Origin of the sequence: Candidatus Didemnitutus sp. (assembly GCA_019634575.1) — a bacterium.
Classification (GTDB): domain Bacteria; phylum Verrucomicrobiota; class Verrucomicrobiia; order Opitutales; family Opitutaceae; genus Didemnitutus.
Window position 1 is genome coordinate 2,536,141 of the sequence record JAHCAY010000001.1, and the last position, 22,329, is coordinate 2,558,469.

9 protein-coding genes are annotated in these 22,329 nt (G+C 62.1%); 1 reads left to right on the forward strand and 8 read right to left on the reverse strand.

The window, feature by feature from the left end:
- Positions 1–374: 374 nt before the first annotated feature.
- From KF715_10745 to KF715_10765, 5 genes are all read right to left on the reverse strand, one after another.
- Positions 375–557 carry a hypothetical protein gene (locus KF715_10745; protein ID MBX3737159.1) on the reverse strand — a complete coding sequence of 61 codons (183 nt, stop codon included), beginning with the start codon at positions 555–557 and terminating at the stop codon, positions 375–377.
- A 405-nt stretch (positions 558–962) separates the two neighbouring features.
- Complete coding sequence (locus KF715_10750; protein ID MBX3737160.1) at positions 963–1,376, reverse strand: hypothetical protein; 414 nt, start codon at positions 1,374–1,376, stop codon at positions 963–965.
- Positions 1,377–1,382: 6 nt separating this feature from the next.
- Complete coding sequence (locus tag KF715_10755) at positions 1,383–2,369, reverse strand: DUF2235 domain-containing protein (protein MBX3737161.1); 987 nt, start codon at positions 2,367–2,369, stop codon at positions 1,383–1,385.
- A 26-nt stretch (positions 2,370–2,395) separates the two neighbouring features.
- On the reverse strand, positions 2,396–2,812 hold the full coding sequence (locus tag KF715_10760) for a PIN domain-containing protein (protein MBX3737162.1): 417 nt from the start codon (positions 2,810–2,812) through the stop codon (positions 2,396–2,398).
- 3 nt (positions 2,813–2,815) lie between these two features.
- Entirely contained in the window at positions 2,816–3,016 is a 201-nt protein-coding gene (locus KF715_10765) for a hypothetical protein (GenBank protein ID MBX3737163.1), read from the reverse strand.
- Between the two features lie 228 nt (positions 3,017–3,244).
- Here KF715_10765 and KF715_10770 point away from each other — a divergent pair, with 228 nt between their 5' ends.
- Positions 3,245–3,550: a hypothetical protein gene (locus KF715_10770; GenBank protein ID MBX3737164.1), complete on the forward strand. Its 306-nt coding sequence runs from the start codon at positions 3,245–3,247 to the stop codon at positions 3,548–3,550.
- A gap of 1,040 nt (positions 3,551–4,590) precedes the next feature.
- Here the strand turns inward: KF715_10770 and KF715_10775 are convergent.
- The 3 genes from KF715_10775 to KF715_10785 are packed head-to-tail and all read right to left on the reverse strand — an operon-like array spanning position 4,591 to position 21,661.
- Positions 4,591–10,824: an RHS repeat-associated core domain-containing protein gene (locus KF715_10775; protein MBX3737165.1), complete on the reverse strand. Its 6,234-nt coding sequence runs from the start codon at positions 10,822–10,824 to the stop codon at positions 4,591–4,593.
- Positions 10,821–20,402 (reverse strand): fibronectin type III domain-containing protein, encoded by a 9,582-nt coding sequence (locus KF715_10780; protein ID MBX3737166.1) that lies wholly within the window; start codon positions 20,400–20,402, stop codon positions 10,821–10,823. The genes KF715_10775 and KF715_10780 overlap by 4 nt, the downstream gene beginning before the upstream one ends.
- An 11-nt stretch (positions 20,403–20,413) precedes the next feature.
- Positions 20,414–21,661 carry a hypothetical protein gene (locus KF715_10785; GenBank protein MBX3737167.1) on the reverse strand — a complete coding sequence of 416 codons (1,248 nt, stop codon included), beginning with the start codon at positions 21,659–21,661 and terminating at the stop codon, positions 20,414–20,416.
- Positions 21,662–22,329: the final 668 nt, after the last annotated feature.

Sequence of the window (22,329 nt, forward strand, 5' to 3'; positions counted from 1 at the left end):
GCCAACGCCTGCGCCGGTGCTTCCCATGAGCATCTTCAGTCGAGTGCGCGACTGGTTGATGAAGCGAAGACCGCGCCGCTGCCGCGGATCTCCTCGAGTTGCTCCCACCCGACGCTGCGCGTCCGCAGACCGTTAAACTGCTTGCGCATGTCCTGAGCACCTGCGCGGTCACGCCGCAGGGAAGGCGAGCATCGCGGTGGCTCCGCAACGCCCGCACCAGCACGGCGGGCTTCCGCATCGTCGCCGCACTGACCACGCCGTGGACAAGCCGCCGCTAAGGGCTGGCGGCGCCGGTTTCTGTTGCCGACAACGCTGCACCTGCGCCATTACATCGCGCGCACCCACTGCGCAGCTGGGCGTTTGCGTTGCCGCTCTCATCGACAGCCGCCCAGTGCGCAAACGTCGAGCAGCAGCCCCTCGCGCTTCGCGAACGCCATCTGGTTCAAGCCGCTCTCGCGATACGCCCGCACGTAGTCGGCGCGCTGCGCCACCGACATCCGACGCCGCCCGCGCGAATCGCGTTCCGCATCTATCACCTCCGCCACAATCGTTCCCATCCCGCCACTTTACCGCGCTCAATCATCCACGCCTAGGAGGACGCCGACCGGACGCTTACCGCTGCCCGCGACTGGTTGCCGCATTACAGATGATGTTCGATTTGGTGGTCGAGGACTCCACTGGCTTGTTTCCCTCAGGGAATCTTGCGGCCTCGGACCCGCGGTCCATCTGGCCGCCTCGCGCACGCACGGCCGGAATCGTCGCAGCGAGTCGACAGGCTACGACACCAGCGGGCCGATCAAAGCGTGGGAAAATGCCCGAAATCCTACGGCGCTAATCATAGCCTGGCATCTCACCCGCTATTGGTTGCCGCTCTTAACCGACTCCACCGGACGGAGCGCAAGTGGGGGGAGGATGCAGACGGGTGACAGCGACTCGGCGCTGGCGCGACGTTTGCCGCCTGGTCATTGCGGCCGTTGCGGCGGAATCGGGTAGCGCTCGGGCGGGTTCACCACTTCGACTTTGAAGGCCTTGTCCGCTCCATAGACGAAGACGATTTCACCCTTGAAGTTGCGCTTCACCCGCTGACGAAGATCAAACTTCTGCTCGTGCGCCTGTTCTTGCGCGTCCTTCCAGCGCACTGTGAACACGTCGTTCGGACGCGAGGACACCGGACCTCCGTTGATCTTTGCGCTCGACGGAATAACAATGCCCCCGCCGTAGTTATACTCATCGGTGCTGTCGAGAACTTTAGTCTCGGTGATTCGCTCTTCACTGAGATTTACGACAAGTATCCGATAATAGTATTCGCGAGCGATCATCTGGCAGCCGGACAATCCCAGACCGAGCACCAAGGTGGCAAGCGTGGCGATTTTCATGGGAGGTTAGCGAGGACGCTTGGGGAAGAGGTTGTGTGGGAACTTACGACTGAGATCGTGCGGTGTGGTGTTGCCGGTCGGCGTATAGTCCGGCAGCGGCCCGAACGGCACTCCTGCAGCCCGGCCCTGATTCCAGATATATTCCAGCGGTGCGCGGCTGAGATCATTGGTATCCTTGCCGTGACCGCGTCCAATATCCGAATGGTCCCCGGGGAATCTCTGCTCATCAAAACCATTCCGGTCGCCAAGTCGAGTCAGCGGAAAAAGGAAGCGCCGCTCATTTTGGGCGGTAGCTTGGGCGGCGTTGCCCACGGTGCCGGGCAGATTCATGCGGATCCCGATGTTGATGTCGTTACCGGGCACGCCGAACGAACCGACGGTGTCGAACAACCCGACGAAACGGATGACGAATTCGCATTCCCCCGGCGGCTTGTTCGTGCCGGCCCGCAGCTTATGCTTCAAGTTGCCGCCGTAAGCGGGATCATAACCGCGCTCGTTGAGCAGATTGGCGAACTCACGCGCCAGTGCTGCGCCCCGACTGAAGCCAACAATGTCAACGTAGCGGTCTCCCGAATCGACTGCTTGGATGAAGTCGCGGTAGGCCGCCTCCAAACGGTTGTGCCCGCCGGCGCCGGTCAAACCACCAACAGCGCGTGTGCCAAAACTGCTGCCGACTCCGCGATAATAATACGCTAAACCAGAATAAGCATCGTGCAGTATGAGCACATTGGTGCCGCTCTTGCGACTGTTGCCAGTGCCATCGAAAAAGTAACCTGCCAGCCCGAGCACATCGACATTGCTGATCGAATCGTTGGCCACAACACCGTAAAGATTCGAACTACCTTCCTCCTCGATCGGGTCTCTATTTAGCCAGCGTCCTGTGTTCGGGCTGAAATATCTTAGGCCAGATATTGCAGTGCGGGAACCCGGGAACTGCGAGTTTTCGGGTTCAGGCCCGAACGCCGGCAACGCATACTTGGCTTCGATTTGCATCGCCGCGCGTCAGTGCTGTCGGACCGCTACCAATTCTCCACGATCAGGCCGGGCACGCGGCCGAACTCGCCGAGATTACCGGTAACCACACAAGCGCCGAGGGCGAGCGCCTGGCCGGCAAGCAGCCCATCGTAGGGACCGATTGGCTGAGCATTGGGCTTGAGGGTCGCCAAGTAGGCGCGAACGTTGCCGGCGAACGCCGCGGCGTCCGCGTCAAAAGAGGCGACATCGGGAAAGATCGCGCGCAGTTGGGCCACGCGCTGTCGATGCTTCGGGTTTCCCGATTTGGCCGCCCCATACTCGAGTTCGCTCAGCACAATCGCGGAGACTCGGCAGAATGGCAGCTCTGTGAGCAATCGGTCTCGCAGCGCCAGATCTGCTTCTCCGCCCCGCAGAAAACGGGAGAAAACGTTGGTGTCGGGAAGATAGATCACGAGGACCAGCGCTCAGGATTCGCGAAGGGGAAAATCCGAAGCGGACCCGAAGAGCGCTGCCAGCGCCTTCCGGCGCTTCGCCAAATCGACCGGGTCGCTCGCGACAAAGCCGGAGGCCGTTGGCGTGAGCGTGAAAGTCTTTCCGACGGGCACCTGCAACCCCGCAGGCAAGCGCAGCGCGGCAGAATTGCCGGACTTGAACACCTTGCCCATTGGCGGACGGCTCACCGCTACGGAGCGGGAGCGCGGGGATTTTGGCGTCGTCGAGGAGGATTTCATCGTATCTACACCGTATATCCCATCTGCGGTGGCACAAGAGAATTCAACCAAACGGAATATGACCGACGATCACTTCTGCGGTGCTGCCCGTTACCGTAGAGCGGGCACATCCTGGTCGGAAGCTTAAGGTTTTTTGCCGTGCGGAGCTGGTAGGCCAGTAATTTGGGGAAGGCCTCCAAACTCACCCTCGAGGTATCCGAGCTGGAGAAAACCCCAGCGAAGAAAGGATTGCTTAAGCAGGTCCGAAAAACACTGGGGCTTCTTGAAACCAATCTCAAGCATCCGGGCCTCAACACCCACGAATACCAATCGTTGAGTGGAGCCAACGGCGAGCGAGTGTGGGAGGCATACGCGCAGAACAACACACCCGGTGCCTACCGCGTGTTCTTTCATTACGGCCCTGATGAGCTGGACGGCAAAAAGCGCGTCCCCGTGCTGACGATTATCGCGATTACACCGCACCCGTGATCGCCTAGAGTCGCACGTCATCATCCATACCGCGATCACGCGGGTGGAACTTGGCGTGCATCTTCTTGATGTCCTCCAGATCGGGACGGACGTAGCAACCTCACTTTGAAGCGGCGGCAACCGCACTCCCCGAAACCATGCTTCAAGATGAGAGACGGTGCAGGTGTCTAACATGACCGTGTAATCGAAGGCATAGCGGTGGTCACGCCCATGCAGAGCATCCACGATAGACTCTTTCGACAGAATCAGCACCGCCTGTGTCTGCAACGGGGCGATCAGCATGCCTCGTTCGCCAAAAGCGACTGGCGATGGCAGCACCGTACTCCCGGTGACCTCAATCGGGCAGCAGAAAATTCCCGCCAGGTGCTCTAGCTGCGGCAGTTCTTTAATCCATGTCTCCCGCAAGCCGTTCCAATCATCGAGCAGGACATGCTGATGCAGCAAAGCCCAGAGATCAGACGGTATTTTGAGAGCTGAGTTCAACGACTGGTAAATGCGCAGGCGAGCTTCGCACCTGCAATCGTGGAGGGTTCGTGTGCCGAGAAACTGCTCAGTGACGATTCCTCATTCTTTGGCACGCTGCTCCTGACCGTGCTTTCGTTGGCTTGGGGGGCACTTTTAGAACGATATCGTGGTTAAAAGCCCGAAAATCCTACGACGCTAATCACGTCTCGTCCTACAACGCGAAATTGGCCCGGAACAGGTTGCCACATTGATGAACCCTTAATCGGGTTTCACTTTAGAAATCAGAATTAGGGCACCAATAACAGATGCTACGACACCCGCAAACAGAAGAACGAATACATAAACAATAAATCGCTTCGGTTCACCGGACAAAGAAATATTTTTTCCGCCTGACTTGAAATGACCCACAGTAATAACGTGCCAGATAAATGCCCAAAACGCGGCGTTACAGGTAATGATTACGACAGGGTCCGCAAGTCGTGGCAGCCGACCGTGAACGCGGATCAAGGCGTAGGCGAAAACGCCAGTCGCACAGAGTAATGCCGAGACATAGGTTAGTGTTAGGAATTGTCGTTTCATTCATTTGGTCCTCCGTCTCCGACTTGGAATGTGATGTTCGCTAGCTGGGCGTTCAGTCCAATCTCGGCAACGGCTCCATGTATCCCACGACCGAGTCCCGCATTCCACTGAAATCCGGCTAACTCCTCGGTGGAATAGAGCTCTTTCTCGAAGTTTGCATAAAACCCGAATCCCGCGCCTACCGCAGTTCGCGCAAATGCCTTCACGGCGAATTTGGTAGAACCATCCGGGCAAATTCGGCATCTATTGTTCAGCAAATCAAACTGAAGTCCTTGGTCGCGGAAGAACGGATCCTTCAAGCGGCCCGTTCGGTTCTTGTTCTTCATCTGCTCCATTGTGTAGTCCCGATCGTAGCTACGCCGATTGCGATCGCGCCCCTTAGGCTCTGGGTAGCGTGGGCGATCGTCAAAATCGCGGCCCCAACGTGCGTATCCTTCAAGATTGATCGCGCCCTCGAACCAAATCTCTACTTTCCCGGTTCGCTTTGAGGTGCACAAGAATAAGTTCCCCTCGACACTTCCTGAGACGTAAAGAGGTATCGGCCCAGCCGGAGAGGGAACGGGAAATGGTCCTGCGGTTAGTCCCTTCTGGAATTTACCCAACGGTGTTCCAAGCAGCCGATCTTTTACCAGATCCTCGAAACTGGCGAGTCCGAGCGGATCGAATGTGGTGGTCGGAGAATTGCCGACTAATAAATACAAGCCGGTTCCACCGCTCTCCTCGAGCGGATCGCGATTGATCCACCGCCCCAGCGACGGACTGTAATATCTTAGGCCGTAATAAACCAACCCCGCCTCCACATCGGAATACTTCGTCGAGAAGCCGAACGGGAGCAGCTCCTTGGCCCAGCCGTCGCTCAGCAGGATCTCGCCGAAGGGGCCGTAGTCGAAGCTCGCGGCGCGGACGCCGCTGGCGAGATCCACGTAGCCGGCGACGTTGCCGTTGCCGTCGTACTCCGCGGCCAAGGTCGCTGCACTGCCCGCAGTCGTGGCGGTCGCAAACAGCAAGCCCCCGACCCCGCCCGCGCCCTGCATTGAGCCGCTCAGGTCCAATCCCCACTCATAGGTCCGGACGACGCTGTTCGCGGCCAAGGCGTTGCATTCCGCGATCAGGTTCCAGCCGTCGTAGAGGAAACGCGTCGAGCGCGTGAGCGTCCAGCCGGTGCCGGTCCAGTTCGACACGTCCTTCTGGATCCGCCGGCCCTGGCCGTCATAGCTGAAATCGATTCTCCTCCGCTGGCTGAGCGGAAAATGCCCCGAGGGCGGCACCAGAGCTGGCTTGGTTTCGATGCGGATCAGGCGATTCTCGCCATCCCACGTGTAGCTCCAGCGTCCATCGGCGGTCAGATTGCCGTCCGCATCGTACTGGAAGACCTCCGGCGTCTGCGGCAGCCACGAGTAACGGTTGGTCGCAAGGGTGGCATCTGCACCGGCCGGCCCGGCGCCCGACTTGAGGCCAGCCACCCTCAGTTCCGCCCAAATGCCGGCAGGCACGTTGTCGAGGGTCGCCGCATAGTAGAACGCATCGTCGAGGCGCTGTGTGGGCTGGCCGTTCACGGTGACGTTCGCCTGGGGGTCGGCCGAACCGAGCGCCTCCACCACGCCCGGCACCGTGCGTTGCGTGTATTGGTTCAGGTTATTGGGCGTGTACGTCGCGGCCTGCCCGTTGCGAGTCGCGGTCTGCCGGTTGCCGATGTCGTCGAAGGCGAATGCCTGGCTGAAGCCCGGCAAAGCCGTGCCGCCACTCACCCGCTTCACCGCAGAAGTCACCTGCCCGAGGTTGTCGTAACCGTAATCCCAGTACTGCGCGTTCTGCCGCACGGCCTGCGTGCGCTTGTTCGCAGGATCGTACGTGTAAGTGAACGATTGGGGCACGCCGACTGCGGGGGTGTTGGCCATGGATTCCAAGCGGTTGAGCTGGTCATAGGTCGCAGTCCGCACCAGCCGATTGACGCCGCCCTGCTCCAGCATCACTGAGCCGAGCAGATTTGCGTTGGGCACGTAAGCATACGTGGCGATGCGTGTGCCGGCGGTCACCGTGTGGAGTCGCGAGAGCGCGTCGTACTCGTACGCGACCGACTGGGACGCCGCTCCATTGGTCCATGTGTCGAGTTGGTCGAGTCTTCCCAGTGCATCGAAGTGCCGATGCACGCCCTGGTTCACCAGCGGCCCACCCGTGTAATCTTCGTCTTCGAGCAGGCCGTAGCCGCCATAGGTCAGGCTGCGCGTGCCGGAGGCGTCTGTGATCGCGACCGTCCGCCCGGTGCGATCGGGCGTGAGAGTCACGTCGGGCGTGGCATCCGAATAATCCCAGCCCGTCATGTTGCCGGCTGCATTGTAGGCGTAGGTCGTGCTCACGCCGCGCGCCCAGGTGCGGGTCTGCAGGCGCCCGGCGGGAGTGTAGGTGTAATTCGGCCCCGTGTTGTCGGCGTGCCGTTTGTTGGCCAGCAGCCCGCGCGTCGGTGAATAGTTCCACGTCGTCACGGCCGTCCCGCTGTTGCCGGCATAGTTGCGCCAAGTCGTCAGTGTCTTGAGCCGTCCCTGACTATCGTAAGCGTACTCAACCGGGTAAGTGCGGCTGCCTGACGTTCGTTTCACTTGCCCCGTCGGCCAGTACGTTGTCGTCACCACGCCGCCGTCCGGCGCGGTGACGGTGCTTTGCTGACCGGCGCTGTCGTAGCCGAACGTCGTCGTCTGCGGGTCGTAGCCCGTTCCGCTGCGATTCGGGTCAGGGTCCGGCGTCGTGATCGTCTGCATCTGATCGTCGCCGAAGTAAGTGTAAGTCGTCGTGCCCGTCCGCGCGTCCGTGACGGTTTGGAGGCGCCCGTGCGGATCGTAGCCGTAAGTCATCGCGCTCACGGTGACGTTGCCGGAGGTCTGCACCGTCGCGGAAACCAGCCGGTCCTGACTGAAGACGCTGATCTGCTTCGAGCCGTCGGGCCGAGTTTCGGTCACCGTGCGGCCGCCGGCGCCGTCGAACACCGTCGACACCTGCGTCTCCACGCCCCGGACCGCCTGCCAAGCGTGGAAGCCGTCGAAGGATTGCTCCGACACGGCGATCGTGACGGGCGAGTCCGCGCCGGCCGTCTCCCATGATTCCGTCGTCACCCGGCGCACGGTGGTGCCGCCGCGCGTCGCCACGCTCTGGCGCGTCCGCGTCAGGCGATCGACGGCGGCGTCGATGACGCCGTTGGCGTTGAGATCGATCGCGGTAAGCTCAAGATTTCCCTCCGCGTCGTACGCGAAGAGGGTCGTGACGCCATCGGCATCGACCTGCCGCGCGAGTTGTCCCGCGGCGTTGTAGTAAGACGTTTCGGTGGCCCCATCGGCATACACTTTCTTGAACGGACGGCCGGCGAAATCCGTATAGGTCTTCACCCACTCGGTCGTTTCACCACCCGAGCCCACGCGGATTTCCTTCGTGAAGGTACCGTCGGCGTCGACCCCGTATTCGTACGCCAGCCGCTGCGCTGCAGCCGTGCCTGTCACGCTGAGCACCGAACCGTCCCTCGCCAACGTGCGGACGATCGTGCCGGCGGGAGTGGTCGTCGTCTCGACCGGATGACCGCTCGCGTCGGTGGAGTACGCCATCGACGTCTGACGGTTGAGAGCGTCCTTGGACCACTGCAGGCGGCCCGCGAGGTCGTATTGGTGCGACTCCAGCGGCATCGTGGAATTATCGGAGCCGATGCGCTCGCGCGCGACGATTCGTCCGACGGGGTCCAGAGTGTTGTGCTGAGTAATGCCGGCGCGCGACTCGCTTTGCACCCGGCCGAGCGCGTCGAATTCGAAATGGGTGGCGACGCCTTGGCGATCCGTCTGCATGTCCAGGCCGCAGCAGGCGTAGGAGCGAAGTTCGAAGGTGCCGTCGGCAAAGTCGATGCGCGTGGGCCGGCCAAACGCGTCGGTGGCGGACACGGCCTCCGACGAGAGGGTCAAGCCCGAGGCAATGTCGGTAACGCCGCGCGTTTGCATGCGACCGAACAGGTTTTCCCCTACCACCGTGCGGGTCCCCGCCACAACGGTCGCGGCCGCCGGGTTGGCCGCACCCGTCTCGGTTGTGACAGTCCGCGTGCTTCCGCTGACGGAGTAGGAGGCGGTCGTGAGCGTGCCATCCGGCCGCAACTCGCTCACGGTCCGTCCGCTCCAGTCCCCGCCAGTCAGCCGCCGCGTCTTCGTGACAAGATTGCCCGTCGCGTCCCACGCGGCTCCCGCAGCCGTGCAAACGATGGTCCATTGCATCTCCGCCTGAGTTCCGAGAACGGGCTCAAGTTTCGAGAAGGTCAGTCGGTACTGCCGGGCGATTTCCACCCCCAGCAGTTGCTCGACCTGCGTGGTCAGATTTTCTGCAATCCCGTCGCCGTCCTGATCGGGCACCGTCGTATAGGTATAGCGGGTCGCGCGATTGAGATTGTCGGCGCTGGTCGACACGGTGTCCAGGAACTGGGTAACGACGCTTAACCGGCGGTTTTGAGTGTCGTAGGTGTAGCGCGTCCAGCGGCCCGTGGGCTCCACCATCAATTTCACTTGGCCGTACGCGCCACCGTCAGTGGCGGGATCGGTGTAATACGTGTAGGTGGTGATCCGCGCCGCGCCGTCGGGATCAAGCACCTGCTGCGTCACCTGCTCGCCAAACAGGTACGCCTGCCTGGTCTCCCGCACGACCGATACCGGCTGGTCCGCCGCGTTCGTGATGGTGCGCGTCTCCGTGATCGTCGATCCGTTCACCGTTCGCGCGAGGCTCTCCTTGCGCAGTCCGCCGCCCGCATCCATGCTGAGCGTGCCGGTCGCTGCGGTGTAAGCGAATACCGTCTGCTTGGCGGTCGCGCCCCGGGTTTCCGTGAACCGAACGCGATTGGCGGCGGAACCGGCGTCCGGGTTCTCAACCACGTGCGTAACGAACGGTTGACCGCTCACCGCGTACAAGCCGGTGCCGGTGTCGAGCGCGCCGACCTGAGAGGAGTAATAGAAGCGCAGTTCGTAGCTCGAGACGGAGGTCGTGACCACATCGACGAAGACTTCGGGCGCCGCGACCTGTCGCAGCGCACCGTCGACGTGAACGGCGGTGATCGACGCCGGAGCACGAAGCTGCAGGGTGGAGGGTTGATAGAGCGCCGGGCTCACCCGGTCGGCCGCAATCAGCAACATGCCGGCACCGCCTCCGTCCGGCAGCCGTCCGAGAAAATACTTCTGATCGACGCTGCCGACCTGCGATTTGGCATCGCCCGGCGTCGTGTTGGCACATTGTTCGAGCGGAACGGCCGTGACTTTCACCAGCTTGCATTGTTCGCCCTGTTTGATGGGAAAATGATACTCGTGAAAGTCGCCGGTGACGGGAAACGTGTGAACGGGCTCGTCGCGAAAATCGATCGTTTCGGTCTTCGTTTCGAATTCCGCCGGCTCGGCGGCGTCGAGCGGCCAACGCTTATAATAGAACGTGATCAAGTAGCGGCCAGGCCCCAGACAAGTCTGGGCAAACGTGGCGCGGAAGCGGATCCGCTCGGCGTGTGCCACGATCGGAGTCGTGCGGCCGATCGTGCCGTTCGCCAGCAAAGTCGCGGCCTCGGCCGCCGTGCGCGGGTAGCTGTAGTTCCAGTACTGCCGGTTGGTGGGGACGGGGAGCGGGGTTTTGAAATTTTCGGCCCGGTCCACGGCGTCCTTGAACGAGAATTGTTCCGACAGGCTTTCCGTGACATTTGTCGGCCCCCAAAACAGTCCGGGAGTACACGAGGAAGGTCCCTGAAACTCGCCGTGCTGGTATTGGCGCGACAGCGCCGCAACGGTGGTGGCACCGGGGGAACTCAGCGCGGAACTGCTTGCCGGAGCGATCCCGACCTTCATCTGCGTCGCTTGTTGCGGACCGGACGCCCCGCATCCACCCGACGTGTAATTGAGTGCCTTACTCGACGTATCGGCAAACGTGCTCTTGCTGAAGGTCCAGCTGCCGCCCCACATGATATTGGTGAACGTCGTCTCGCAACCGCAGGCCGGGTATACCGCCTTGTCGCTGTTGCCCGACCAAGACTCGACCGTATACTTTTCTGCGGGGCCGCCGCCGCTCATCAGATAGGGAAAGAAACCGCTTTGCTCGATCGGTAGGTGGTCGCCTTCGAATTCGATTTTCGTGGCCTCAAGTTCCCGCTGATTGCAGCTCTGTCCGAACGCTGCGGCCGCCGGGAGCGCCGCAAGCGAGATGAGAAGAGGGATTCGGAAAGGGACGACCGCACTCATGGTTGACGTTGGACCGGGTGATAAATCTTCAGTTGGACGGGCGCGGCCGGATCGGCAGCGTCCGCGACCGTAGGATCGGTGCCCGCGAGGTATTCCTCGAGGTTTGTGCGGCCGTCTCCGTCGGCGTCGGCCAGCGCGTCGGCCACCAAGGGATTGAGGCCGTGGGCGACTTCCCAGCCGTCCGGCATGCCATCCCCGTCCGTGTCGGTCGCATAGGGATTGGAGCCGGCGGCGGCTTCGGCTGCATTGCTCAGGCCATCGCCATCCGAGTCGAAATTGAACGCGTTCACGTTCGCGTACCCTTCCGGCACCAGCCGATACTTCACATTTAAATATCGGTTGACCGATTCGCGCTCCTCCGGGGCAAGAACGCGATCGAAGACCAGGATCTCGGCGATGTCGCCGCCGAAGCGTCCCGTGTCGGCAACGCCGAGTTGGAAGGAGGCGCGGAATTGAACGGTGTTGGCGGCCGCGAGCACATAGGGAATGTCGTTGACGCGGCTGATCCATTCCCCGGCCTGGGCGGAAATATTGTACGTGTGATACTGCGTCAGCGCCTGAAGCGGCACGGGGCCGGAACGGGTCACGCTGCTGCCGAACGATTCGAGCGTGGTGCCGTTAGAGGCGGAGTAGAGCGAGTCGCCCGGGCCGAACTGCCAGAGCCCCAGGTTGCGCGCCGGCGTGAAAGTGCCCGCTCGGACAACCACGAAGACCTCTGCGGCGGTGGCACCGGAGAGAAAACCGGGCAATTGCAGAACATCGTCCGTCCCGTCGAAGCGGACGACCGGCAGTCCGGCCAGCTGATTCTGGATCACGAGCGGACGAGCCGGCGCCGCAGCTTGGGTGGCATGGTTGCTGGCACCGGAAAGCTCGCGCCATGTGCTGACGGTGTCGGCATTGCCGAGCGTCGATGCATCCAGCCACAATTTGAGGCCGGTGGTCGGAAATGCGGCCGCTGCGCCTGTCGCCGCGGTCACGACCGATGCGTCCGCGGAGAAAGCGGAATACCCCGCGTAATTGACGGCCCTCACCCGGTAGGCACACGTCGTCCCGGCTGGCGCGGTACGGTCGAAGAAGGACGGTCCGGTCGCTGTGCCGATCCGCTGGTAATTGCCACTGCCGGCCCGGCGGTCGACCTGGTAGGTCGTCCCTCGCGTCGCGGCCGGCATGGTCCAGGTCAGGCACACCTCGGTTGGCGACACGGCGCTGGCAGCCAAATTCGTCGGCACCGCGAGCGCCGCGAGGAAGCCGTATCGCTGGCTGAAGTAGAAGCCCACCGCCAGCCGCTCCTGCTCGGTGAGCGGGTGATCGTAGACAATCACCTCCGCGATTGCTCCATCAATGGACCTGGAACCGCCGATCACAGGAGCAGTCGACGAGAAGCTGACGGTGTTCGTGGCGAAGGATTGGTAGATCTGCCCGCTGATGCGGCTTTCCCATCCGGTAGCCGAAGCAGAAACGTTGTAGAGCTGCCATTGCGTCAAGTCGGGGCCCGCGGTGGGCCCGTCGCGACGAACCGAGGTGCCGAAGCCCTCCGCTATCGTGTTGCCGATCCCGAACCCTGTCGCATCTCGTCCCAAAGACCAAAGCCAGCGGCCATTACCGTCTGGCACCGGCGCTGCCTTCACGAGGACAAACGCCTCACCCTGCGTCATGCCGGCGGTCACATCCGGCAATTGAAGCGCGTCGTCCAAACCGTCGAAGCGCACGACCGTCCGGTTTGTCTGCAAGTCGACCTCGGCGACGGGCTGACGGTTCAAAAATGTCGTACCCGCATCGTTCGAGTTCCCGGACAAGTCCGGCCAGCGAGGAACCGCTCCCTGACCCAAACTTTCACCCTTGAACCAGAGTCGCACGCCGCTGAGCGGCATCGCGCTGCCTTCAACGAGCGAGGTCGCGCCGGCCTCGTTGCTGTAGCCGGAACTGCTGCCGGCGTAGGTGCGAGCCTTGACCCGATACGTATAGTTTGTGCCCGCGGCGACGGTCGCGTCAATGAAGCTGCACACATCCTGCACTTCGGCCAACGGAGCATAGTCTGCGGCCCCGCTCTTTCGCTCGATGACGTAAGCGGTGGTCGCGCGCCTCACTAAGCCCGACCAGCTCAAGCTGATTTGCGTCGGAGAGATTCCTCCGGCGGTGAGAGCCGTCGGCGTGCCCGGCGGTGTGGCGAAGCCGTGGCGCTGGTTCAAATAGATCGCCACCGCCGTCCGCTCGGCCTCGGTCAGTGCATGATCATAGACGATCAGCTCGGCGATCGGACCATCCAAGGGCCTTCCGCCTCCCAGCTGCGGCGCGGTGGAGGTGAAGCTGACGGTATTGCCGGTGATCGTGAGATATTTTTTCCCGTTCAGCCGATTCGACCACTTTCCACCGGCTTCGGCGCTTACGTTGTACAACGTCCATTGGGAAAAGTCGGCGCCAAACCCCAGGCCGTCCCGGCGAGTGCTCGTTCCGAAACCGTCGAATAGTCTATTATCAGGAATGAAGTAGGCGTCGGCCGAGCCCAAGGACCACAACCGTCGCCCGTTGTTGTCAGGGGCCGGTGCGGTCTTCACCACGACGAAAGCTTCGCCCTGCGTCATGCCCGCCGTGACATTCGGCAGCTGGAGCATGTCGTCCACGCCGTCGAAACGCACCACGATCCGACCGGTCTGCGCGTCCACTTCCGCCTGGGGCTGCCGCGCGGTGTTGGTGTTGAAGGCGTGGTTGTTGTTCCCCGACTGGTCGAGCCAAGTCAGGACCCGGCCGGGCGGCTGTGTCTCACCCTTCAGCCACAGGCGGATGCCGGTGGTCGGCATGGCCGAACCGGTGTCGAACGTCGTCGCCGAAGCCTCGTTGCTGTAGCCCGAGCTTCCGGCATACGTCTTCGCCTTCACCCGATAGGTGTATGCGGTGGAGGCCGTCAGCGCAGAATCAATATAACTGAACACGTCCTTCACCTCCGTCACGGGAGCGAAATCACCCGCGCCGGTCTTGCGCTCGACCACGAACGTCGTGCCGGATCCGTTAGGTGCGCCCGCCCAGCCCAGACTGATCTGCGACCCTGATACTGCCTGGGCCGTGAGGGGAGTCGGAGCCTGGGGGGACGCGACGAAGGCGTGTCTTTGCGCGAGATAGGTTCCGACGGCGCTGCGCTCCGCATTCGTGAGCACATGGTCGTAGACGATTAGCTCCGCAATCGCACCGGTGATCGGCACGCCTCCGCCCAATGTCGGGGTGGCGTTCGAGAAGCTCACTGTGTTGCCACTGACCGAGTAGTAGTCCTGACCGTTCAAGCGACTCGACCAGTTGCCGTTTGGTTCAGCGCTCACGTTGTACAAGGTCCACTTGGTCAAATCCACGTTGGCCCCCGGTGCGTCGCGACGGACATTGGTGCCGAACGTCTCGTAGATCGCGTTCCCGGGCACATAGAGTGCGGTGCCTGAGCCGAACGTCCACAGCGCCTGTCCGTTGCCATTCGTCACCGTCGCCGACTTCACCACTACGAACACTTCGCCTTGCGTCATGCCCCCGGTCACGTTCGGCAATTGGAGATAGTCGTCCACGCCGTCGAAGCGCACCACCATCCGGCCGGTCTGCGGTTCGAGTTCCGCTACCGGCCGCCGATTCGCGTTATTGTTGAATGCGTGATTGTTGTTACCGGACTGGTCTCGCCAAGTGAGGACCGGCCCCGCGGCCTGCGTTTCGCCTTTCAACCACAGCCGCATGCCAGCGTTGGGCATCGGGGCGCCGGTGTCGAACGTCGTCGCGGAAGCCTCGTTGCTGTAGCCCGAACTCCCGCCGTACGTCCTCGCCTTTACTCGATAGGTGTAAGTAGCGGTCGGATTCAGCGCAGAATCGATATAGCTGAACACGTCTTTGACTTCGGCCACCGACACGAAATCCCCGCTGCCGGTTTTGCGTTCCACCGCGAACGTCGTGCCGGCTCCGTTGGGCGTTTCGGCCCAGCTCAGGCTGATCTGGGAGGCCGAGATCGCTTTCGCGGTCAGGCCGCCAGGAACGGGAGGCGGGCTGACGAAACCGTGACGCAGGTTCAGATAAAACCCGACCGCCGTCCGTTCTCCCTCCGTGAGCGCATGATCGTACACGATAATCTCCGCGATCGCTCCGGTGATCGGCACACCTCCGCCCAAGGTCGGAGTGGCGTTCGAGAAGCTCACTGTGTTGCCGCTGACTGAATAATAGTTCTGCCCGTTCAAGCGGCTCGACCAATTACCGTTCGATTCGGCACTGACGTTGTACAAGGTCCACTTGGTCAAATCCACGTTGGCTCCCGGCGCGTCGCGACGGACGTTGGTGCCGAACGTCTCGTAGATGGCGTTTCCCGGCACATAGAGCGCGGTCCCAGAACCGAACGACCACAACGCTTGCCCGTTGCCGTTCGTCACTGTCGCCGCCTTCACCACCACGAACACTTCACCTTGCGTCATTCCCGCCGTCACGTTCGGCAATTGGAGATAGTCGTCCACGCCGTCGAAGCGCACGGTTTTCCTGTCGGTGACGGGATCGATCTGTACGGACGGCTGGCGGATTGCATTCGTATTGGTCGCGGTGTTGCCGCTGCCGGACATATCTTCCCATGCCTCTACGGCGCCGCTCGTCAAAGTCTCTCCCCTCAGCCACAGCCTCATGCCGGTCAGCGGCATTGCCGCCCCGTCTCCGGGCGAAGCTGAGGCTTCATTACTGTAGGGCGAGTCGCCCGCGTAGTTCCGCGCTTTCACGCGGTAGGTATAAGTTTCGCCGGCGACCACGGCGGAATCGAAATACATGGTTCCGTCGCGCACCTCCGCGACCACGGCGAAATCTCCGGTTGAGCTTCTGCGTTCGATCTCGTACGTCAGGCCGCCGTTCGTGGTCGTCGCCTCCTGCCAGCTCAGCACGATCTGGCTCGCCGAAATTCCTGCGGCCGCGAGTCCGGCCGGCGCAGAGGCCACCGTCACGAGATGGTGCCGCAGATTGAAATAAACACCCAACGCGGCGCGCTCCTGCTCGGTCAAGACGTGGTCGTAGACGATCAATTCGGCCACCGCGCCGTTCAAAGCCGAACCGTAAGCGGTGTTGATGCTCCAACCCAGGATCGGGCTGGTCTGAGAGAAGCTAACGGTGTTGCCGGCGGCCTGGAGGTAAGTCTTTCCGGTGATCCGGCTTTCCCACCCGCTCGCGCTGGCGCGCACGTTGTACAATTGCCATTTAGTCAAGTCGGCTGACACCGGGGGCCCTATTCTGGCACTGCTGGTCCCGAAAGCCTCTTGGATCGTATTGTTGCTTTGCGGATATACGTTGGAGCCCGATCCAAACGACCAGATCGTGCCTCCACCCGTGCTGGCCTGCCGGCGCACCACGGCGAAAATTTCGCCCTGGGTCATGCCGGCGGTGACATTCGGCAGCTGGAGGTAGTCGTCCAGGCCGTCGAATTTCACGGCGATCGCGCCACTCACTGCGTCGACATCTTTCACCGGCTGACGACCGCCTTGGGTGTTCACCGCGTGATTATTGTTGCCCGAGAGATCGTTCCACTGGGAAACGAATTGCCCGTTGAGGGTCAGCCCGGCATCGGCCCGCAAATGCAGCCGCCGTCCTTGGAAGCGGGAGGGGACGGAGTCGAGGTCCGACACCAGCGGATTGGTGCCGATGGCAACCTCCAAGCCGTCATCCAATCCGTCGCCATCGGTGTCGGCGGCGTACGGATCGGTCCCGCGGGCAAGCTCATCCGCGTTGGATAAGCCATCCCCGTCCGCATCGCCGTTGGGGTCGACGATTCCGTAGCGGAATTTCAGCGCGGTTTCAACCTGCTGGCGCTCCGCAGCGGTGAGAGCGCGATTATAGATGAGCACCTCGGCGATGCGTCCGTTGAAGCCATAGTAGGGATGCGTGCCGTTGCCGATGGCCATGACCGCGGGTGGGGCGACGATCTCCGGTTGAACCGCGCGGCTCGCAACGGCCGTACCATTCAGGAACGACGCGGCCTGCGCCGCCTCCTTCACCGCACTGAAGATCTGCACGGCGTTCGGGGTCGCAGTGACCGCGGGCGCGTAGTCGCCCGGCCACGCCATCATGTAATTGTTATTGGAATCGCCCTGCAGGCCGTCGGCAAAGTAGCCCTGCTCGCCATGGCCCAGGTATACGACGTTGGCTCTGTCGCCCTGGACTGCGCTCGGGACGGCGACAACGAACAGCGTCTCGTCATCGCTGCCGGCGCACACGTCGGCGAATCCTGAGGACTGCAGTACCTGCGTACTGTCGAATTCGAGCGCGGCTTTATGGTTGATCGCATCGGCCACCAGCAGCGGCCTGCGCGCATTGTCGATCGTCTGCCGAACATGGAATGCCTGCCCCGACAGATCCGTCCACTGGCTGATCCGGTTATTCTCGTCCTTGATCACGCCTTTGTCCGCACGATACCACGCTCGCAGGCCTGCGCTGACCGTCGGCGCTGGCCACGGACTCAGCCCTTGCTGGTACGACTGCAGCAGCGTCCGCCCCACCCCACCCGGATCTTCCCCGCCGGTGTACGTCCGCGTCCCCAGATGCTGATCTTCCCAGGTATCGAGTAACCCGTCTCCATCGGCATCAGGGTTCACATACTTGGTGGTCAACGCGGTCTCGACCTGCTGGCGCTCCGTCTCGGTGAGTGCCCGGTTGTAGATGAGCACTTCCGCGATCTCACCTTGGAAGCCGTAGTACGGAGCGTTCGGCCGATTGCCGATCGCCCAGTATCCGGGCGCATGGCTGAGCGTCGCATCATCCTGCAGGTTGCTCCCCAGCCCTACTCCGTTGAGGTAGCTGCTCGCCGTCGCGCCATTCTTCACCGCACTGAGGATTTGCACCTCCCCGGCCGTCAGGTTGAACTGCGGCACACTGCGCACCCCGGCGATCTCGTTGCCCATCCAGAGTAAGGACACCTGGTTGTTGCCCCCCACCGTGCGCAGCGCCGGGTTATACGATGGCTCGCCCCATTGCTCATCAAGGATCGTCATTTCCCCGGTCTGCTGCGCCGCCGGGCGCAACACCACGATCAGCGTCCGATCGTCCCCGCTGCCCTGCACGTCCACTGCCCGCGGGGTCTGCAAAAGCAACTGCGCCGAATCGAAGCTCACCGCCGGCTGTCCGTTTAGCGCGTTGTTCGTCAACAGCGGCTGCCGCCCTGGATCTGCCATCTGCAGCACGTGCAAGCCCTGCCCCGACAGATCCGTCCACTGGCTGATCCGGTTATTCTCGTCCTTGATCACGCCTTTGTCCGCACGATACCACGCTCGCAGGCCTGCGCTGACCGTCGGCGCTGGCCACGGACTCAGCCCTTGCTGGTACGACTGCAGCAGCGTCCGCCCCACCCCACCCGGATCTTCCCCGCCGGTGTACGTCCGCGTCCCCAGATGCTGATCTTCCCAGGTATCGAGTAACCCGTCTCCATCGGCATCAGGGTTCACATACTTGGTGGTCAACGCGGTCTCGACCTGCTGGCGCTCCGTCTCGGTGAGTGCCCGGTTGTAGATGAGCACTTCCGCGATCTCACCTTGGAAGCCGTAGTACGGAGCGTTCGGCCGATTGCCGATCGCCCAGTATCCGGGCGCATGGCTGAGCGTCGCATCATCCTGCAGGTTGCTCCCCAGCCCTACTCCGTTGAGGTAGCTGCTCGCCGTCGCGCCATTCTTCACCGCACTGAGGATTTGCACCTCCCCGGCCGTCAGGTTGAACTGCGGCACACTGCGCACCCCGGCGATCTCGTTGCCCATCCAGAGTAAGGACACCTGGTTGTTGCCCCCCACCGTGCGCAGCGCCGGGTTATACGATGGCTCGCCCCATTGCTCATCAAGGATCGTCATTTCCCCGGTCTGCTGCGCCGCCGGGCGCAACACCACGATCAGCGTCCGATCGTCCCCGCTGCCCTGCACGTCCACTGCCCGCGGGGTCTGCAAAAGCAACTGCGCCGAATCGAAGCTCACCGCCGGCTGTCCGTTTAGCGCGTTGTTCGTCAACAGCGGCTGCCGCCCTGGATCTGCCATCTGCAGCACGTGCAAGCCCTGCCCCGACAGATCCGTCCACTGGCTGATCCGGTTATTCTCGTCCTTGATCACGCCTTTGTCCGCACGATACCACGCTCGCAGGCCTGCGCTGACCGTCGGCGCTGGCCACGGACTCAGCCCTTGCTGGTACGACTGCAGCAGCGTCCGCCCCACCCCACCCGGATCTTCCCCGCCGGTGTACGTCCGCGTCCCCAGATGCTGATCTTCCCAGGTATCGAGTAACCCGTCTCCATCGGCATCAGGGTTCACATACTTGGTGGTCAACGCGGTCTCGACCTGCTGGCGCTCCGTCTCGGTGAGTGCCCGGTTGTAGATGAGCACTTCCGCGATCTCACCTTGGAAGCCGTAGTACGGAGCGTTCGGCCGATTGCCGATCGCCCAGTATCCGGGCGCATGGCTGAGCGTCGCATCATCCTGCAGGTTGCTCCCCAGCCCTACTCCGTTGAGGTAGCTGCTCGCCGTCGCGCCATTCTTCACCGCACTGAGGATTTGCACCTCCCCGGCCGTCAGGTTGAACTGCGGCACACTGCGCACCCCGGCGATCTCGTTGCCCATCCAGAGTAAGGACACCTGGTTGTTGCCCCCCACCGTGCGCAGCGCCGGGTTATACGATGGCTCGCCCCATTGCTCATCAAGGATCGTCATTTCCCCGGTCTGCTGCGCCGCCGGGCGCAACACCACGATCAGCGTCCGATCGTCCCCGCTGCCCTGCACGTCCACTGCCCGCGGGGTCTGCAAAAGCAACTGCGCCGAATCGAAGCTCACCGCCGGCTGTCCGTTTAGCGCGTTGTTCGTCAACAGCGGCTGCCGCCCTGGATCTGCCATCTGCAGCACGTGCAAGCCCTGCCCCGACAGATCCGTCCACTGGCTGATCCGGTTATTCTCGTCCTTGATCACGCCTTTGTCCGCACGATACCACGCTCGCAGGCCTGCGCTGACCGTCGGCGCTGGCCACGGACTCAGCCCTTGCTGGTACGACTGCAGCAGCGTCCGCCCCACCCCACCCGGATCTTCCCCGCCGGTGTTGTTTAGATGGCCGAAGTAAAGACGCTCCCAATTATCGGGCAGGCCGTCCTGATCATTGTCGAAAACATCGAAGCTGAAGAGAAACTTCAACTGGCCAAGGTTCGCAGGAGCATAACTGGCGTCATCGCTAGTGGTCACCGTCCAAGGATAAGCTGCTCCGTGAGCCAGGGGCGGCCCGTGAGCGCCGACCGCGGCGAGGCGGTCGTAGAAAAGCTTTGCGACGGCTTTCAACTGGCCTTGCGTGAGCGCCGCGTAGTCGTTGCGCACTACATTTTCCGCCGCCGGCGCTGTCCATGAATGAACGAGCTGTGAGATTTCCGGCCCCGCCCCATCAGGCAGCAGCGCGTCCATCTCCGCGGCGGCCTGTTGAGCGATGTGCTTCAACTGACCGACGTTCGCCACGGCGTAATCATCTGGGCTCGCGTTCGGTACGGTCACCCCTCGCTGTTGCCACCACACCGGCGAGCTCGCCGACAACAACGTGCCCAATAAAGCGGCTACAGCCGACGCCAACCCCGCGCGTTTCATGACTGGCGAGGTTACGGTTGCGGCTCAGCCGTGAATTCACCCATCGGTATGTCGCCTTGAGGCGCGATTCGGACCGGGCCGTCGAATCGCGCTCCACGGGTCGCGGTGAACTGGGCGTTAGTCTTCAGCTCTTGCGGTCCAGCGCGGTGCAGGACCACGTCATCACCTAACGCAATTCCCCCGGCGGCTGTGGTGTGATCCGGCAAATGAATGCGCCCGGCTGGAGCGGGAGCCGTGCGCCCGACTAAGATGTTCCCGTTTTCATCGATTCTCACCGCCTCATTCGAGTTGATTGAGATCCGGAGCGCGGCGACGTTCGTGGCGTGCAATGAAGCCAGTGCGCCTTCGGCATCGAACTGCATGCCGGCTTCGTCCGGCGTTGTACCCGTGCGCGTGAAACGCGCGATGGTCGCCTCCGGCGTACTGATGTCCAATCGCGAATGCACACGCACGCGCCCGGAGCCGTTCGCCGCGATGTCGACGTTCTCTCCCGCGCCACCGGCGGCCAAGATCAAAGACGTGTCGCCGATGATTGATCCGGATTCGAGCAAAAGACTCCCAACCTGCGCCTGGCCCTTCACGTGGACGGTCCGCCACCGCAGCAATGAACTTCCCAAGTCCGCGGCGTCGTCTATGTTAGGCACCAAGCTACCGCCAACGCGAACCACGCCGATCCCGGTCGGCACAAGGATAATCGAGTTGTCGCTGCCCCCGGCGTTGAGCGTCAGCCCGTCGCCGGCCGCCCCCGTGATAGTGCCTGTGGTCGCGGTGAGCGAGGAGGAGCTGAATGCTCCGTCCACCACCAGACCGCCCGGCGTACGCAGGACGCCAGCTGTGTCGCGCTGAAGGAAAGCGTCGCCGAGCACGAGCTTCTTTGCGCCGGAGTCGAGCGATATGGCGGCGCTGCCATTCGCGTCATACACGATGAGCTTATGGGCGGCATCCAGTCGCATGGAGGGTCGCGTCGACCCCACTAACTCGTATTCCCAAAGCCACGACGACACGGGGCGATTGAGTCGGAGGCTGAATGTGTCCGTATCCTGATCAAAGTAGAAGAACCCGGCACCATATGAGCCAGATTGCGCCCCCAGCGTAAGCCGATTGCCGGCGATATCCACGTTCCCGGCGACATCGAGCTTCCCGTTGACCGAGAGGTCCTGAGCATCCGCATTCGTCAGAAAAAGCGCAATTAGCCAAATCAGTGATCCGATTTGGTAGAAATTGAAGATACGATCACCGTGATATCCGTTGGATTTCATGAGAAAACAATTCCGACGCTCGCTACCAACCACGTTTGGCCCTGTGGTTTATTATTGGCTATGCGTACTTCGGAGGTGACCGTATATAAGAACAGCGATAAGCGCACAGAACAAACCTGTGCCTCTGCCGCGCCAAAAAAGACAACTAAAACAGGCCTCAGTCAAGCTGGCTATAGTACGCTTAAGCGAAAATAAGGAAGTTTCAGCCCGCGCATGAGGCTATCCTCCCAGATCCATGTCGGGGAGCCGCGGGCTTCCACGTCGCTTCGCATTCGAAGACGATTGTGGTTCCGGTGCACATCATCAGATTCTCCGGCAGTCGCAACACCGCCCTTGCGTGTCCAAGATGCACGGCCCGCGCCCAGCGCACCATTCTATGGCGCGAGCAAGCGCGAACATTATCCACCCTGCGCGCCGATCCCGCCGTCTGGACAGTGGAGGCTCCAATTTCCTCGGCTTGGATTGTCGGCTTTGGGGTGATTCGCGCGTGCTCTGGCGCAGTCTGCCGGTGACCGCGAACCCAGATCGTATGCGACCGGAGATTATCATCTTTTCGCCACTTTAAGCTTCGGTCGCGCATCAGTGATCGCAAAGGACAGATGGTCGCTGAAACATTCATCGCGCAGTGACCGCCGAAGCTTTCGAGATATCCGCTTTCGGTGGGCATT